Source organism: Pseudomonas grimontii (assembly GCF_007858185.1).
Lineage (GTDB): Bacteria > Pseudomonadota > Gammaproteobacteria > Pseudomonadales > Pseudomonadaceae > Aquipseudomonas > Aquipseudomonas grimontii.
In genome coordinates, this window is the sequence record NZ_VFES01000001.1 from 281,781 (window position 1) to 297,694 (window position 15,914).

The 15,914-nt window shown below is 61.5% G+C and carries 13 protein-coding genes; 9 read left to right on the forward strand and 4 right to left on the reverse strand.

From position 1 onward, the window contains the following. Positions 1–6: 6 nt before the first annotated feature. The 9 genes from murD (at position 7) to lpxC (ending at position 10,514) form a co-directional block, all read left to right on the forward strand. The gene (gene murD / locus FIV39_RS01410; RefSeq protein WP_090409311.1) at positions 7–1,353 is read left to right on the forward strand and encodes a UDP-N-acetylmuramoyl-L-alanine--D-glutamate ligase; all 1,347 of its coding nucleotides are present in this window, start codon (positions 7–9) and stop codon (positions 1,351–1,353) included. Next, a complete protein-coding gene (gene ftsW / locus FIV39_RS01415) occupies positions 1,350–2,573 on the forward strand; it encodes a putative lipid II flippase FtsW (protein WP_090409308.1) in 1,224 nt (407 codons plus the stop codon). Before murD ends, ftsW begins: the two co-directional genes overlap by 4 nt. Further along, entirely contained in the window at positions 2,563–3,633 is a 1,071-nt protein-coding gene (gene murG / locus FIV39_RS01420) for an undecaprenyldiphospho-muramoylpentapeptide beta-N-acetylglucosaminyltransferase (RefSeq protein ID WP_090409306.1), read from the forward strand. Before ftsW ends, murG begins: the two co-directional genes overlap by 11 nt. Then, positions 3,626–5,071 (forward strand): UDP-N-acetylmuramate--L-alanine ligase, encoded by a 1,446-nt coding sequence (gene murC, locus FIV39_RS01425; RefSeq protein ID WP_090409303.1) that lies wholly within the window; start codon positions 3,626–3,628, stop codon positions 5,069–5,071. The genes murG and murC overlap by 8 nt, the downstream gene beginning before the upstream one ends. Next, positions 5,068–6,024, forward strand: a complete 957-nt coding sequence (locus FIV39_RS01430; RefSeq protein WP_090409300.1) for a D-alanine--D-alanine ligase — start codon at positions 5,068–5,070, stop codon at positions 6,022–6,024. Before murC ends, FIV39_RS01430 begins: the two co-directional genes overlap by 4 nt. A 4-nt stretch (positions 6,025–6,028) precedes the next feature. Beyond that, complete coding sequence (locus FIV39_RS01435; RefSeq protein ID WP_090409297.1) at positions 6,029–6,898, forward strand: cell division protein FtsQ/DivIB; 870 nt, start codon at positions 6,029–6,031, stop codon at positions 6,896–6,898. 15 nt (positions 6,899–6,913) lie between these two features. After that, positions 6,914–8,176, forward strand: coding sequence for a cell division protein FtsA (gene ftsA, locus FIV39_RS01440; RefSeq protein ID WP_027604757.1), 1,263 nt, complete (start codon positions 6,914–6,916; stop codon positions 8,174–8,176). A gap of 117 nt (positions 8,177–8,293) precedes the next feature. Beyond that, complete coding sequence (ftsZ, locus tag FIV39_RS01445) at positions 8,294–9,490, forward strand: cell division protein FtsZ (protein WP_053131424.1); 1,197 nt, start codon at positions 8,294–8,296, stop codon at positions 9,488–9,490. Between the two features lie 112 nt (positions 9,491–9,602). Then, complete coding sequence (gene lpxC, locus FIV39_RS01450) at positions 9,603–10,514, forward strand: UDP-3-O-acyl-N-acetylglucosamine deacetylase (RefSeq protein ID WP_003171886.1); 912 nt, start codon at positions 9,603–9,605, stop codon at positions 10,512–10,514. A gap of 116 nt (positions 10,515–10,630) precedes the next feature. Here the strand turns inward: lpxC and FIV39_RS01455 are convergent, their stop codons facing one another. The 4 genes from FIV39_RS01455 to FIV39_RS01470 all read right to left on the reverse strand — a co-directional run bounded on the left by FIV39_RS01455 (position 10,631) and on the right by FIV39_RS01470 (position 15,898). Further along, positions 10,631–12,127, reverse strand: a complete 1,497-nt coding sequence (locus FIV39_RS01455) for a sensor domain-containing diguanylate cyclase (protein WP_090409295.1) — start codon at positions 12,125–12,127, stop codon at positions 10,631–10,633. Between the two features lie 87 nt (positions 12,128–12,214). Continuing rightward, positions 12,215–13,543: an OprD family porin gene (locus FIV39_RS01460; protein ID WP_090409292.1), complete on the reverse strand. Its 1,329-nt coding sequence runs from the start codon at positions 13,541–13,543 to the stop codon at positions 12,215–12,217. 323 nt (positions 13,544–13,866) lie between these two features. Further along, positions 13,867–15,231, reverse strand: coding sequence for a heavy metal sensor histidine kinase (locus FIV39_RS01465; protein WP_090409289.1), 1,365 nt, complete (start codon positions 15,229–15,231; stop codon positions 13,867–13,869). Beyond that, complete coding sequence (locus FIV39_RS01470; protein WP_024073527.1) at positions 15,221–15,898, reverse strand: heavy metal response regulator transcription factor; 678 nt, start codon at positions 15,896–15,898, stop codon at positions 15,221–15,223. The genes FIV39_RS01465 and FIV39_RS01470 overlap by 11 nt, the downstream gene beginning before the upstream one ends. Positions 15,899–15,914 lie beyond the last annotated feature (16 nt).

A 15,914-nucleotide genomic window follows, 5' to 3' on the forward strand; every position in this document is an offset into this window, starting at 1 on the left:
AAACGAGTGTCCCTGATCGCTTCAGACCACTTCCGCATCGTTGTCGGCCTCGGCAAGAGCGGCATGTCCCTGGTTCGCTTCCTGGCGAACCGGGGCACGTCGTTTGCCGTGGCCGATACGCGGGAAAATCCACCGGAGCTGGTCACGCTGCGCCGTGACTACCCGCACGTGGAAGTGCGTTGTGGCGAGCTGGATGTCGAGTTTCTGTGCCGCGCCGATGAGCTCTACGTGAGCCCGGGCCTGGCCCTGGCGACACCGGCCCTGCAAGCCGCAGCGGCCCGTGGCGTGAAGCTGTCCGGCGACATCGACCTGTTCGCGCGTAATGCGAAGGCGCCGATCGTGGCCATCAGCGGTTCCAACGCGAAAAGCACCGTGACCACCCTGGTCGGCGAGATGGCGATAGCGGCCGGCAAGCGCGTGGCCGTGGGCGGTAACCTCGGCACGCCGGCGCTGGACCTGCTCAGCGACGACATCGAGCTGTACGTGATGGAGCTGTCGAGCTTCCAGCTGGAAACCACCCACGACCTGGGCGCTGAAGTGGCCACCGTGTTGAACGTCAGCGAAGACCACATGGACCGCTACAGCGGCCTGCCGGCCTACCACCTGGCCAAGCACCGGATCTTCCGCGGCGCCAAGCAATTTGTGGTCAACCGCCAGGATGCACTGAGCCGTCCGCTGATGGGCGAGGGCATGCCATGCTGGACTTTCGGCCTGAGCAAACCCGACTTCAAGGCCTTCGGCATTCGTGAAGAGAACGGCGAGAAATACCTGGCCTTCGAATTCCAGAACCTGATGCCGGTGCGCGAGCTGAAAATCCGTGGCGCGCACAACCAGTCCAACGCCCTGGCGGCGTTGGCGCTCGGCCACGCAGTTGGTTTGCCATTTGATGCGATGCTCTCAAGCCTGCGCACGTTCGGCGGCCTTGAGCACCGCTGCCAGTGGGTGCGCGACCTCAATGGCGTCAGCTATTACAACGACTCCAAGGCCACCAACGTGGGGGCTGCCCTGGCTGCTATCGAAGGCCTGGGTGCCGATATCGAAGGCAAACTGGTGCTGATCGCCGGTGGCGACGGCAAGGGTGCCGATTTCAAAGACCTCAAGGCACCGGTGGCTGCGCATTGCCGCGCCGTGGTGTTGATGGGCCGCGATTCCGATTTGATCGCCGCCGCGCTGGGCGACGCCGTGCTACAGGTGCGCGCCACCTCCCTGGACGACGCCATCGCCCAGTGCAAAGCCCTGGCCCAGCCAGGCGATGCGGTACTGCTGTCGCCGGCGTGCGCCAGTTTCGACATGTTCAAGAACTACGAAGAGCGCGGCCAGTTGTTCGCCCGCGCCGTGGAGGGCTTGGCATGAGCATTGATTTCAGAAACATCATCAAGCCATACCCGTCGCCGATCATTACCGGGCGTGGCATCGACCTTGATTTCCCGATGCTCGCCGGTTGCCTCGCGCTGCTGGGCCTGGGCCTTGTGATGATCACCTCGGCCTCTTCCGAAGTGGCCGCCGTGCAGTCGGGCAACACCCTGTACATGATGATCCGTCACCTGGTGTACCTGATCATCGGCTTGGGCACGTGCATCGTGACCATGATGATCCCCATCGCCACCTGGCAACGCCTGGGTTGGCTGATGCTGATCGGCGCGTTCGGCTTGCTGATCATGGTGATCCTGCCCGGCATCGGCCGCGAGGTGAACGGCTCGATGCGCTGGATCGGCTTCGGCGCGTTCAACGTGCAGCCGTCGGAAATCGCCAAGGTGTTCGTGGTGATCTACCTGGCCGGTTACCTGGTGCGTCGCCAGAAAGAAGTGCGCGAAAGCTGGATGGGCTTCTTCAAGCCATTCATCGTGCTGCTGCCCATGGCCGGCCTGTTGCTGATGGAACCCGACTTCGGCGCCACCGTCGTGATGATGGCCGCGGCGGCGGCGATGCTGTTCCTCGGCGGCGTGGGCTTGTTCCGCTTCAGCCTGATGGTAGTGCTGGCGGTGGCTGCGGTGACCATCCTGGTACAGGCGCAACCCTACCGGATGGCGCGTCTGATCACCTTTACCGACCCCTGGTCCGACCAGTTCGGCTCCGGCTACCAATTGACCCAGGCATTGATCGCCTTCGGTCGCGGCGAATGGCTGGGCGTGGGCCTGGGCAACAGCGTGCAGAAGCAGTTCTACCTGCCGGAAGCGCACACCGACTTCGTGTTCTCCGTACTCGCCGAAGAACTCGGCGTGGTCGGCTCGCTGTGCACCGTCGCGCTGTTCGTGTTCGTGTGTGTACGCGGCATGTACATCGGCTTGTGGGCCGAGAGGGCCAAACAGTATTTCGCCGCTTACGTGGCGTACGGCTTGTCGTTCCTGTGGATCGGCCAGTTCCTGATCAACATCGGGGTGAACGTCGGCCTGCTGCCGACCAAGGGCCTGACCTTGCCGTTCCTCAGTTACGGCGGCAGTTCGTTGGTGATCTGCTGCGCCTGTCTTGGCTTGTTGCTGCGCATCGAGTGGGAGAGTCGAACCCACCTGGGCAGCGAAGAGATGGAGTTCAGCGAGAGCGACTTCGCCGAGGAGCCGACCCATGGGCGCTAACGTGCTGATCATGGCCGGCGGCACCGGGGGGCATGTGTTCCCGGCCCTGGCGTGCGCGCGGGAATTCCAGAACCGTGGCTACACCGTGCACTGGCTGGGTACTCCGCGCGGCATCGAAAACGAACTGGTGCCGAATGCCGGCTTGTCGCTGCATCTGATCAACGTCACGGGCCTGCGCGGCAAGGGCAAATTGTCCCTGCTCAAGGCACCGTTCGTATTACTCAAGGCGGTGTGGCAGGCGCGCAAGGTCATCCGTGAATTGCAGCCGGTGTGTGTGCTCGGCTTCGGTGGTTATGTGACCGGCCCGGGTGGCGTCGCCGCCAGGCTTGCTGGCGTGCCGGTGATCGTGCACGAGCAGAACGCCGTGGCCGGTACCGCCAACCGTTTGCTGGTGCCGTTGGCTGCACGGGTGTGTGAAGCGTTTCCCAACACCTTCAGTGTGTCGGATAAGCGCCGTACCACCGGCAACCCGGTGCGTACCGAGCTGTTTATGGACATTGCCCGCGAAGCACTGGCGGGGCGCAAGGCGCACCTGCTGATCCTGGGCGGAAGCCTGGGCGCCGAGCCGCTGAATAAATTGCTGCCGCAAGCCGTGGCGCAACTCCCTGTGGAATTGCGCCCGGAGATCTTCCACCAGGCCGGCAAGAACCACGATGAAGTCACCGCCACGCGTTATCGCGAGGCCGGTGTGGAGGCCAATGTGCAGCCCTTCATCAAAGACATGGCCCATGCCTATGGCTGGGCCGACCTGGTGGTCTGTCGCGCTGGTGCGCTGACCGTCAGTGAACTGGCCGCCGCCGGTCTGCCGTCCTTGCTGGTGCCTTTGCCCCATGCCATCGACGATCACCAGACCCGCAACGCCGAATATTTGGCCGGGGAGGGCGCTGCCTTCCTGCTGCCGCAAAGAACGACTGGCGCCGCCGATTTGGCCGCACGCCTGACCGAGGTTTTGATGCAACCGGAACGACTCAACAACATGGCGAGCACCGCAAGCCGCCTGGCCAAACCTGACGCAACCCGCACCGTGGTCGATATCTGCCTGGAGGTGGCCCATGGTTGAGAATCAGAAAGCCATGCCACAACCGGAAATGCGCCGCATCCGTCGCATCCACTTCGTCGGTATCGGCGGCGTGGGCATGTGCGGTATCGCCGAAGTGTTACTGAACCTGGGCTACCAGGTGTCTGGCTCGGACTTGAAAGAGTCGCCGGTCACCGAGCGCCTGAAGTCCTTTGGCGCGCAGATCTTTATCGGCCACCGCGCCGAGAACGCCGCCGAAGCTGACGTGCTGGTGGTGTCCAGCGCCGTGAACACCTCCAACCCGGAAGTGGCCACTGCCCTCGAGCGCCGCATTCCCGTGGTGCCACGCGCCGAGATGCTCGCCGAGCTGATGCGCTATCGCCACGGCATCGCCGTTGCCGGTACCCATGGCAAGACCACCACCACCAGCCTGATCGCTTCGGTGTTCGCCGCCGGTGGCCTGGACCCGACCTTCGTGATCGGTGGCCGCCTGAATGCAGCCGGTACCAACGCCCAGCTCGGTACCAGCCGTTACCTGATCGCCGAAGCCGATGAAAGCGACGCCAGCTTCCTGCACCTGCAGCCGCTGGTCGCCGTCGTCACCAACATCGATGAAGATCACATGGCCACCTACGACGGTGACTTCAACAAGTTGAAGAAAACCTTCGTCGAGTTCCTGCACAACCTGCCGTTCTACGGTTTGGCCGTGGTGTGCCTGGACGATCCGGTGGTGCGTGAAATTCTGCCGCAGGTCAAGCGTCCGACCGTGACCTACGGCTTCAGCGAAGACGCCGATGTGCGCGCGATCAATGTGCGCCAGGAAGGCATGCAGACCTACTTCACCGTGCTGCGTCCCGACCGTGAGCCGCTGGATGTGTCGGTGAACATGCCGGGCAACCACAACGTATTGAACTCCCTGGCGACCATCTGCATCGCCTCCGATGAAGGCGTCAGCGATGAAGCCATCGTCGAGGGCCTGTCGCGCTTTGCCGGTGTCGGCCGTCGCTTCCAGGTCTACGGCCAACTGCCGGTAGAAGGCGGTGACGTGATGCTGGTGGACGATTACGGTCACCACCCGACCGAAGTCGCTGCGGTGATCAAGGCCGTACGCGGTGGCTGGCCGGAGCGTCGCCTGGTGATGATTTACCAGCCGCACCGCTACAGCCGCACCCGCGATTTGTACGACGATTTCGTCAATGTATTGGCCGATGCCAACGTGCTGCTTCTGATGGAAGTCTATCCGGCCGGTGAAGAACCGATCCCGGGCGCCGACAGCCGCAAGCTGTGCAACAGCATTCGCCAGCGCGGCCAGTTGGACCCGATCTACATCGAGCGCGGTGTGGACCTTGCGCCGATCGTCAAGCCGCTGCTGCGCGCCGGCGACATCCTGCTGTGCCAGGGTGCCGGTGATATCGGTGGCCTTGCCCCTAAACTATTGGCGAGCCCGCTGTTTGCCGCCGAGAAGGGGAAGTCGAAATGACCACCGACTACGGCTCCCTGTTCTCCACCCTCACGCCTGCCGACTTCGGCCGCGTGGCCGTGCTGTTTGGCGGCAAGAGCGCCGAGCGCGAAGTGTCGCTCAAGTCCGGTAATGCCGTGCTTGAAGCGCTGCAAAGTGCCGGTGTGAATGCGTTCGGGATCGACGTGGGCGATGACTTCCTCGCCCGCCTGCAGGCCGAGAAGATCGACCGTGCCTTCATCATCCTGCACGGCCGTGGCGGCGAAGACGGCAGCATGCAGGGCCTGTTGGAGTGCGCCGGCATTCCTTACACCGGCAGCGGCATCCTCGCGTCGGCGCTGGCCATGGACAAGTTGCGCACCAAGCAGGTGTGGCACAGCCTGGGTATTCCAACCCCGCGTCACAGCGTTCTGTGCAGCGAAGACGATTGTATTTCTGCAGCCAAGGAACTGGGCCTGCCTTTGATCGTCAAACCTGCCCATGAAGGCTCCAGTATCGGCATGGCTAAAGTGAACTCGGCCGCCGAATTGATCGACGCATGGAAAGCGGCAAGTACCTACGATTCGCAAGTGTTGGTGGAACAGTGGATCCAGGGTCCCGAGTACACCATCGCCACCCTGCGTGGCCAGGTATTGCCGCCTATCGCCTTGGGCACGCCCCACACCTTTTACGACTACGACGCCAAGTACGTGGCCTCCGATACCCAGTACCGGATCCCGTGCGGCCTGGACGCAACTAAAGAGCAGGAATTGATGGACCTCACGGCGAAAGCCTGTGAGGCGTTGGGTATTGCCGGTTGGGCACGGGCAGACGTGATGCAGGATGACCAAGGGAATTTCTGGTTCCTGGAAGTCAACACTGCGCCGGGTATGACCGACCACAGCCTGGTACCTATGGCCGCTCGCGCAGCCGGCCTGGATTTCCAGCAGTTGGTGCTGGCAATTCTTGCCGCCAGCATCGAGCCAAGAGGCTAAGGACATGAAAGGCGCATCGCTTCGTCATCAGCCCCCACAAGCACCGAGCCGCAAGCCGGTGCCACGGGGTGCCAGTCGAATGGTGGCTAAAGAGCCGATGTCGGCGCGCCTGCCGAAAGCCAACTTTGGTTTCCTCAAGGCGCTGTACTGGCCGGTGTTGCTGGTGGTGCTGGGCTTCGGCACCTACGAAGGCGCGCAGCGTCTATTGCCGTATGCCGACCGGCCGATCACCAAGATCAGCGTGCAGGGCGACTTGAGCTACATCAGTCAGCAAGCGGTGCAGCAGCGCATCGGCCCGTACCTGGCGGCGAGCTTCTTCACCATCGACCTGGCCGGTATGCGCCGGGAGCTGGAGCAGATGCCGTGGATCGCCCACGCCGAAGTCCGCCGTGTGTGGCCGGACCAGGTGACGATCCGCCTGGAAGAACAACTGCCCGTGGCCCGTTGGGGTGATGAGGCGCTGTTGAACAACCAGGGCCAGGCGTTCACCCCGCGTGAGCTGGCTAACTACGAGCACCTGCCGCAGTTGTTCGGGCCGCAGCGGGCGCAGCAGCAAGTGATGCAGCAGTACCAGGCCTTGAGCCAGATGCTGCGGCCAATGGGCTTCTCCATTGCACGCCTGGAATTGCGTGAACGGGGGAGCTGGTTTTTGACGACCGGGGCAGGCAGTTCCGGCCCGGGCATCCAGTTGTTGCTTGGACGCGACCGCTTGGTGGAAAAGATGCGCCGCTTCATCGCCATCTATGACAAGACCTTGAAAGAACAGATTACGAACATTGCGAGCGTCGACCTGCGTTACGCCAACGGCCTTGCCGTCGGCTGGCGTGAACCGGCTGCGCCCACGGCAGCGCAACCCGCTGTCGCGAAGAATTAAGAAGAGGCAGGACCCATGGCAAACGTGCAAAGCGGCAAAATGATCGTCGGTCTCGATATCGGCACCTCCAAGGTGGTGGCGCTGGTGGGCGAGGTCGGGGAAGACGGCACGATCGAAATCGTCGGTATTGGCACGCATCCGTCCCGGGGCCTGAAGAAGGGCGTGGTGGTCAACATCGAGTCCACCGTGCAATCGATCCAGCGCGCCATCGAAGAAGCGCAGCTGATGGCCGGTTGCCGGATTCACTCGGCGTTCGTCGGCGTGGCCGGTAACCATATCCGCAGCCTGAACTCCCACGGCATCGTGGCGATCCGCGACCGTGAAGTCAGCGCGGCCGACCTTGAACGCGTCCTCGACGCCGCCCAGGCCGTGGCGATCCCGGCTGACCAGCGCGTGCTGCACACCCTGCCGCAGGACTATGTGATCGATAACCAGGAAGGCGTTCGCGAGCCCCTGGGCATGTCGGGCGTACGTCTGGAAGCCAAGGTCCACGTGGTGACCTGTGCCGTCAACGCCGCACAGAACATTGAAAAATGCGTGCGCCGCTGCGGGCTGGAAATCGACGACATCATTCTCGAGCAGCTTGCCTCCGCGTATTCGGTACTGACCGACGACGAAAAAGAACTGGGCGTGTGCCTGGTGGACATCGGCGGCGGCACCACCGACATCGCGATCTTCACCGAGGGTGCGATCCGTCACACCGCGGTGATCCCGATTGCCGGCGACCAGGTGACCAACGACATCGCCATGGCGCTGCGTACGCCGACCCAGTACGCCGAAGAAATCAAGATCCGCTACGCCTGCGCCCTGGCCAAGTTGGCCGGTGCCGGTGAAACCATCAAGGTGCCGAGCGTGGGCGACCGTCCACCGCGCGAGCTGTCGCGCCAGGCCCTGGCCGAAGTGGTCGAACCGCGCTACGACGAGCTGTTCACCCTGATCCAGGCTGAACTGCGCCGCAGCGGCTACGAAGATTTGATCCCGGCCGGCATCGTGCTGACCGGTGGCACCTCGAAGATGGAAGGCGCGGTCGAACTGGCCGAGGAAATCTTCCACATGCCCGTACGCCTGGGTGTTCCCCATGGTGTGAAAGGCCTGGGCGACGTGGTGCGCAACCCGATTTATTCCACCGGTGTGGGCTTGCTGTTGTACGGGCTGCAAAAGCAGACCGACGGCATTTCCCTGTCGGGCCCGAGCAACCGTGACAGCTACCGCAGCGACGACGAGGCCAAGGCACCGTTGTTCGAGCGGCTGCAGGCTTGGGTTAAAGGGAACTTCTGACGAAGTTGGCTTCAAGCGACAAGTTACAAGCTTCAAGCTTGCGGCTCATGGCTTGCAACTTGGAGCTGCTGTAAAGCAGTAGGCGAAAAAACTAGAGAAAACGAAAGGAGAGGGAACATGTTCGAACTCGTAGACAACATCCCCGCCAGCCCGGTCATCAAAGTGATCGGTGTCGGCGGTGGCGGCGGCAACGCTGTCAACCATATGGTCAAGAGCAACATTGAAGGCGTTGAATTCATCTGCGCCAACACTGATGCCCAGGCGCTGAAAAGCATCGGCGCGCGGACCATCCTGCAATTGGGCACAGCCGTGACCAAAGGCCTCGGCGCTGGCGCCAATCCGGAAGTCGGCCGTCAAGCCGCGCTGGAAGACCGCGAGCGTATTGCAGAAGTGCTGCAGGGCACCAACATGGTGTTCATCACCACTGGCATGGGCGGCGGTACCGGTACCGGTGCAGCGCCAATCATTGCCGAAGTGGCCAAGGAAATGGGGATTCTGACCGTCGCAGTCGTGACTCGTCCGTTCCCGTTCGAAGGTCGCAAGCGCATGCAGATCGCCGACGAAGGTATCCGTCTGCTGTCTGAAAGCGTCGACTCGTTGATCACCATTCCCAACGAGAAACTGCTGACCATCCTGGGCAAGGACGCAAGCCTGCTGTCCGCGTTCGCCAAGGCTGACGACGTACTGGCCGGTGCCGTTCGCGGTATCTCCGACATCATCAAGCGTCCGGGCATGATCAACGTCGACTTTGCCGACGTACGTACTGTCATGAGCGAAATGGGCATGGCGATGATGGGCACTGGCTGCGCCAGCGGTCCTAACCGTGCACGCGAAGCCACTGAAGCGGCCATTCGCAACCCGCTGCTGGAAGACGTGAACCTGCAAGGCGCACGCGGCATCCTGGTGAACATCACCGCCGGTCCTGACCTGTCCCTGGGTGAGTACTCCGACGTGGGTAGCATCATCGAAGCCTTCGCTTCCGAGCACGCCATGGTCAAAGTCGGTACCGTTATCGATCCGGACATGCGCGACGAACTGCACGTGACCGTGGTTGCTACCGGCCTGGGCGCGAAAATCGAGAAGCCTGTGAAGGTCATCGACAATACCGTTCATACCAGCCACGCCAGCCAAGCGGCTGCCGCTCCAGCGCCTTCGCGCCAGGAACTGCCGTCGGTGAACTACCGTGACCTGGACCGTCCGACCGTGATGCGCAACCAGGCTCAGGCCGGTGCTGCGGCGTCCCGTAGCCCGAATCCGCAAGATGATCTGGACTACCTGGACATCCCGGCATTCCTGCGTCGTCAGGCCGATTAATGGAATGTATCAGGGCTATGAAGGTGATTGGTGTTCAGCAAAGGTCTGGTCTGCTATTATCGCCAGCCTTTGTTGATACCAGTTCGCAATTTGCGCTGAAGCGGTCCAAGCCATGATTAAACAACGCACCCTGAAGAATATTATTCGTGCCACAGGTGTAGGTCTGCACTCCGGGGAGAAGGTATACCTGACCCTCAAGCCTGCACCTGTCGACACCGGCATCGTGTTTGTGCGTGCCGACCTGGACCCTGTGGTGCAGATTCCTGCTCGCGCGGAAAATGTTGGCGAAACCACGATGTCGACCACGTTGGTCAACGGTGACGTCAAAGTGGACACGGTGGAGCACTTGCTCTCGGCCATGGCCGGTTTGGGCATCGATAACGCCTACGTCGAGCTCTCCGCGTCCGAAGTCCCTATCATGGATGGCAGCGCTGGACCCTTCGTATTCTTGATTCAATCTGCCGGCCTGGAAGAACAGGACGCAGCCAAGAAGTTCATACGCATTCTGCGGGAAGTGACAGTAGAAGACGGCGACAAGCGCGCCACCTTCGTCCCGTTCGAAGGCTTTAAAGTGAGCTTTGAGATCGATTTCGATCACCCGGTATTCCGTGACCGCACCCAAAGTGCAAGCGTGGATTTTTCCAGCACTTCGTTCGTAAAAGAAGTCAGCCGCGCCCGTACCTTTGGTTTCATGAGTGACATCGAGTACCTGCGCAAGCACAACCTCGCACTCGGCGGCAGCGTTGAAAACGCCATTGTGGTCGACGCGGATGGTGTACTGAACGAAGACGGCCTTCGCTATGAAGACGAATTCGTGAAGCACAAGATCCTCGATGCAATCGGTGACCTCTACCTGCTGGGCAATAGCCTGATAGGCGAGTTCAAAGGCTTCAAGTCGGGCCACGCCCTTAACAACCAGCTGCTGCGCAAGTTGATTGAGCAGACAGACGCTTGGGAAGTCGTGACCTTCGAAGATGCCAGCACCGCACCGATCTCTTACATGCGTCCCGTTGCGGCGGTGTAAGTAACAACTCTCTTTCTTTAGTTTTTAAAGGCTGCCTTCGGGTGGCCTTTTTTATGGCTGCGGGTCAGACACTGTGGATAACGAGCGAGCTTGCTCGCCACATTAGTCCGCTTGCCTCATGGCAACGTCGTGGCGTCCACAATCCGATTGCGCCCCGTGTGCTTGGCCTCATACAACGCCCGGTCCGCACTGAGCAGCAAAGCCTCCAGGGACATGCGGCTGCGCTTGTCCCAGGTGCTTATGCCGATGCTCGCCGTGATCGGCCGCTCGTCCCCTGCCACCCTTGGCAAATGCTCGATGCTGCTGCGGATATGCTCGGCGATGACCCAGGCACCCTTGGCATCCGTATGGGGCAGTACCACCGCAAATTCCTCGCCGCCATAGCGCGCCGCAAGGTCAGCCGGGCGGCGGATATTGGCGCCGATCACCTGGGCCACGGTGCGCAATGCCGCGTCGCCACCGTGATGGCCATGGCGGTCGTTGAAGGCCTTGAAGTGATCCACGTCGATCATCAGCACGGTCAGTGGTTCGAGCGAACGTTGCGCGCGGTCCCATTCAAGGCGCAGGCGTTCGTCCAGGATGCGGCGGTTGGCCAGGCCGGTCAGGGCATCGGTGGCTGCCAGTTCTGACAGCACACGCTCTGCGCGATAGCGACGCCGCAGTTCCCGGCGCAGCATCCAGGTCAGCCATAACAAACCGATACAGAGAATGCCTGTGGCGCCACCGGTCAGCAAAGCGGCGCGTTTCCAAGGGGCGAATACATCTTCACTGGACAGTGCCACCACCACAATCAGCGGCAGCTCACCCACATTGGTGAAGGTGTACAGGCGCTCCTTGCCACTGATGGCTGAGAGGGCCTGGAAGCTGCCACTGCCTTCACGCAGGATTCTCTTGAAATTCGGCCGCTCGCTCAGGTCCTTGTCGATCATGTCGCGTTCGAGCAACGGCTGTTGGGCCAACAAAATGCCTTTGGTGTTGAGCAGATTCACGCTGCTGCTGTTGCCGATCGTCAGGGTATTGAATAGTTGGTCGAAATACGCCAGGCGCATGGTCGCGACCGCAACGCCGGCAAACTCGCCATTAGGCCCAGACACACGCCGGCTGAATGCCATGCGCCAGACCTGGTCGCAGTCGCAATGGATCTGGAACGGTCGGCTGATAAACAAGCCGGCCTGGGCATCCTTGGCATGCACCTGGAAATAATCGCGGCTGGCAAAGTTGCGCGGGGTGGGGTGCAGGGTGGAGGAGTCGGCGATCACCGCGCCATTGGCGTCCAGCAATAGCACTTCACCCTTGAAAGGTGCTGCCGTGGACAAGTCAAACTGCACCAGGTGCTGGATATTCTCGGCAACCTGCGACAGATCTTCACGTTGCTTGGCGGCAATCAACCCTTTGAGGGCCAGATCGTAGAGTTCGACGTTACGCAGCACGTCGGCGTTGATCAGTTGGGCAATATTGGTGGTTGAACGCGTGGCGGCCTGCAGGGTGCTGGCGTGTTCACGGACCAGCAATGCTGCGACGATGATCACAATCAGGACAACGGTGAGACCGCTGCCGAGGATCAGCAGCAACTCGGGGTGTGCAGGCGCGGTACGAACACGGCGTTGACTCATCGGGCAGACTTCAGCGGGGTGAATGCTGGCAGTTTAGTTCTACCCGATGAAAATTAAATCGTTAGTTAAAAAGAAAGATCCGTGGACTCAGAACACGTTAATCGGGTAGTCGACGATCACCCGGTATTCATCCACATCCCGATCCACCGCCGAGTAGCCGTTGCTGCCGCGATTGGTCGCCCATTGCAGGCGCACGGCCAGGTCCTTGGCCTTGCCACCTTGCACCACATACTTTAAATCGATATCCCGTTCCCAGTGTTTGGCGTCCTTGCCATCGGCGCTGTACCAGGCGCTATAGCCACGGCTTTGCGGGTCGACCTTGGTCAGGTCGGTCTTGCCGCTGATGTAGGACACCGCCGAGGTCAGGCCAGGCAGGCCGAGGCCGGCGAAGTCATAGGCGTACTTGAGTTTCCACGAGCGCTCGTTGGGGCCGTTGAAGTCCGAGTACTGCTGGGAATTGTCCAGGTACACGCTATCGCCCTGGCTAATGTAGTCGAACGGCGTGTTGCCGTTGACCCGCTGGTACGCGGCGGTGACGCTGTGGTGACCGACGCCGACGGTGAAGTGCAGGCTGTAGGTGTTGTTGTCGATACCCCCCAGCAGTGACTGGCCGGTGTCCTGGGTGTGGTAGTAGTGCAGGCCCGGGTTGAGGCTGACCAGGTCGTTCAACGCGTAGGTGTAGTCCAGGTCGTAGTAATACTGGTGCCACACGTCCTTGAGTTCGGAGGCATACAGGTTGCTGGTCAGGCCGGGAATACCGCTGAAAGACACACCGGCCCAGTTCATGTGCTGGCTGTCAGTGTTGCTCGGCAATGCGCCATAGCTGGTGCCGATGCGCCGGTGGCCGCTCTGGTTGTAGAGCTTGGTGAAGCTGGCCTGGCCGCCTTCGAGCATCCAGCCGTCGAAGCTGTGGTTGCTCAGGCTTACGCCCCGGAAGGTCTGCGGCAGCATACGGGTCATGCCGCCGGCGATCACCGGGTTGTTGAGGAACAGGTCGCCGGCCTTCAACTCGGTGTCGAAGGCGCGCATCTTCAAGGTGCCACCAGCGGTGGAAAATGAACCGGGCGCTTTGCCGCTGCCGTCAGTGCTGCCGTAGGGAAGGATGCTGGAACCGTCGGTGCCGCCACCGCCGTCGAGCTTGAGGCCGAGCATGGCGTGGGCGTCCAGGCCGAAGCCGACGGTGCCCTGTGTGTAGCCGGATTCGAAGGTGCCTATAAAACCCTGGCCCCATTCCTTGCTGTCATCGGTGTGGATGTCGCGACGGTCGCGGTTCATGTAGTAGTTGCGGGTGTTGATGTTGAGGTGCGAGCCTTCGACGAAACCGTCGGTGGGGGTAGTGTCTGCCGCGTGGGCAAAGGGGACGATCGTTGCTGCAATCGCGAGGAATAACGGGGTGAACGTCAGCGAGTTCTTCACCGGTACAGCTCCTTTGGTCAATCGAAAACGGCCAATGTCGTGGGGGTGTGCCTGGCCTTTTTTTACGGCAAAAAAAAGCCGCTGAAGTCAGCGGCTTTAAGACAGATTCCCAGTGTAGAGCCCTGGAAATAAGTCGAGGGAAATTCGGGTAAGCGGGTCAGCTGCCTTTGCCGTCGCGCTCATCGATGCGTCAAATTAACGCAGGCGAGCGGTACGATACAGAGTGTAACAAGATAATCACTGTTGCCCAAATCGCAACAGTGCTGGTGTGGGGAGGCCCCATGTGTGAGGGGCAAGCCCCCTCCTACATTTGAACGAGTTGTCTAAACCGGGAGGGTAATGCCGAAGGTATTACCACTCACGTCGCTGCGCACGAACACATCGCCGCCATGCATCAGCGCAATCGCCTTGACGATCGCCAGCCCCAAACCGTGATTGGCCCCGCTGTTGCTGCGCGACGCGTCCACCCGATAGAAGCGTTCGAACAGGCGTGGCAGGTGTTCGCTGGCAATCACATCGCCTGGGTTGGTCACGCCGATCGCCACATGATGTTCCAGCACGTCGATGTTTACCTCGATCACCTGTCCGGGCGCAGTGTGTTGTACCGCATTGCTCAGCAGGTTGATCAGCGCGCGGCGCAGGTGGGCTTTCTCGATCTGCACCTGGGCGTCGCCGTGGACCTGCACCCGGACCTGGGCGTCTTCGAGGATGAAGTCCAGGTAGTCGAGGGTGGTGGCTACCTCGTCGGCCAATGAGCTTTCAATCAGCTTGGTGGCCTTGCTGCCCTGGTCGGCGCTGGCGAGGAACAGCATGTCGTTGATGATCGAACGCAGGCGCTCCAGTTCCTCGAGGTTCGATTGCAGCACCTCGAAATAATGCTCGGCCGAACGCCCGCGAGTCAGGGCGACCTGGGTCTGGCCGATCAGGTTGGTGAGCGGCGAGCGCAGTTCGTGGGCGACGTCGGCGTTGAACGACTCCAGGCGCGAGTAGGCCTGTTCCACGCGGTCCAGGGTGGAGTTGAACGAGTTGACGAACTGGCTCAGCTCCGGCGGCAGCGGCGACAGTTGCAGGCGCCCGGAGAGCTTCGGCGGCGCCAGCTTCTGTGCTTCATCCGAGAGTTTGCTCAGCGGCTTGAGGCCAATGCGCGACACCCAGAACCCCAGCAGCGCCGCCAGCACCACGCCGACCAGCGCCAGGCTGACCAGCGCCACCAGCAGATGGTGCTGGGTGGCGCGGAAGTTTTCGGTGTCGATGGCGATCATGAAACGCAGCGGTGGGCGTTGGTCCTTGGCCGGGAACTGGCTCACCAGCACCTTGAACGGGTATTCGCGCCCCGGCAGGCGCAGATCGCGCTTACCCGTCGGGCCTTCGGCGAAGGCGCGGATCTGCGCATCGGGGTTGCCATACTCGTAGTTCGGATCGCTGCTGACGACCCAGAAGCGGATACGCTTGTCTTCCTCACCCAATAATTTGAGCTTGGCTTGAATCTTCACCCAATGGTCCGGTGTACCGAAGCGGTTCACAGAGGACTCCAACACGCTGTAGCGCGCATCCAGCTCCGCCCCTGGCAGCAAGCCCAGGCTGCGATCCACCTGCTGATAGAGCACGCCGCCGATCAACAGGAATATCAGCGCCGCCACCAGGGTGAACATGCTGCTCAGACGCAGGGCAATGGAGTTAGCCGACACTACGATTCTCCAGCACATAACCCATGCCGCGAATGGTGTGCAGCAGCTTGTGTTCGAACGGCCCGTCAAGCTTGGCGCGCAGGCGCTTGATCGCCACCTCCACGACGTTGGCGTCGCTGTCGAAATTGATGTCCCAGACCATTTCTGCAATCGAGGTCTTGGAGAGGATCTCGCCCTGGCGCCGCGCCAATACGCTGAGCAACGAGAACTCCTTCGCGGTCAGGTCCAGGCGCACGCCGTTGCGGCTGGCCTTGCGGCTGATCAGGTCGATCCACAGGTCGGCGACGGTCACTTGTACCGGCTCGTGGCCGCCGCTGCGGCGGGTCAGGGCTTGCAGGCGCGCCACCAGTTCAAGGAATGAAAACGGTTTGCCGAGGTAATCGTCGGCGCCTTCGCGTAGCCCGCGGATACGGTCTTCCACGCGCTCGCGGGCGGTGAGCATGATCACCGGCGTCTGCTTGCGCGCACGCAAGGCTCGCAATACGCCAAAGCCATCGAGGCCGGGCAGCATCACGTCGAGCACGATCACCGCATAATCGTTCTCCAGCGCCAGGTGCAGGCCCTCGACGCCCTCGCGCGCCACGTCGACGGTGTAGCCTTGCTCCGTCAGGCCACGGTGCAGGTAGTCGGCGGTTTTTTCTTCATCTTCAACAATCAGTACGCGCATGAGCCTTTTGCTCCAG

Bases quoted from the DNA above. Each gene is read 5' to 3' on its own strand.
- FIV39_RS01470 (WP_024073527.1), bottom strand. From the start codon at position 15,898: ATGCGCGTACTGATTGTTGAAGATGAAGAAAAAACCGCCGACTACCTG.
- murC (WP_090409303.1), top strand. From the start codon at position 3,626: ATGGTTGAGAATCAGAAAGCCATGCCACAACCGGAAATGCGCCGCATC.
- ftsZ (WP_053131424.1), top strand. From the start codon at position 8,294: ATGTTCGAACTCGTAGACAACATCCCCGCCAGCCCGGTCATCAAAGTG.
- ftsA (WP_027604757.1), top strand. From the start codon at position 6,914: ATGGCAAACGTGCAAAGCGGCAAAATGATCGTCGGTCTCGATATCGGC.
- FIV39_RS01455 (WP_090409295.1), bottom strand. From the start codon at position 12,127: ATGAGTCAACGCCGTGTTCGTACCGCGCCTGCACACCCCGAGTTGCTG.
- ftsW (WP_090409308.1), top strand. From the start codon at position 1,350: ATGAGCATTGATTTCAGAAACATCATCAAGCCATACCCGTCGCCGATC.
- FIV39_RS01430 (WP_090409300.1), top strand. From the start codon at position 5,068: ATGACCACCGACTACGGCTCCCTGTTCTCCACCCTCACGCCTGCCGAC.
- murG (WP_090409306.1), top strand. From the start codon at position 2,563: ATGGGCGCTAACGTGCTGATCATGGCCGGCGGCACCGGGGGGCATGTG.
- FIV39_RS01435 (WP_090409297.1), top strand. From the start codon at position 6,029: ATGAAAGGCGCATCGCTTCGTCATCAGCCCCCACAAGCACCGAGCCGC.
- lpxC (WP_003171886.1), top strand. From the start codon at position 9,603: ATGATTAAACAACGCACCCTGAAGAATATTATTCGTGCCACAGGTGTA.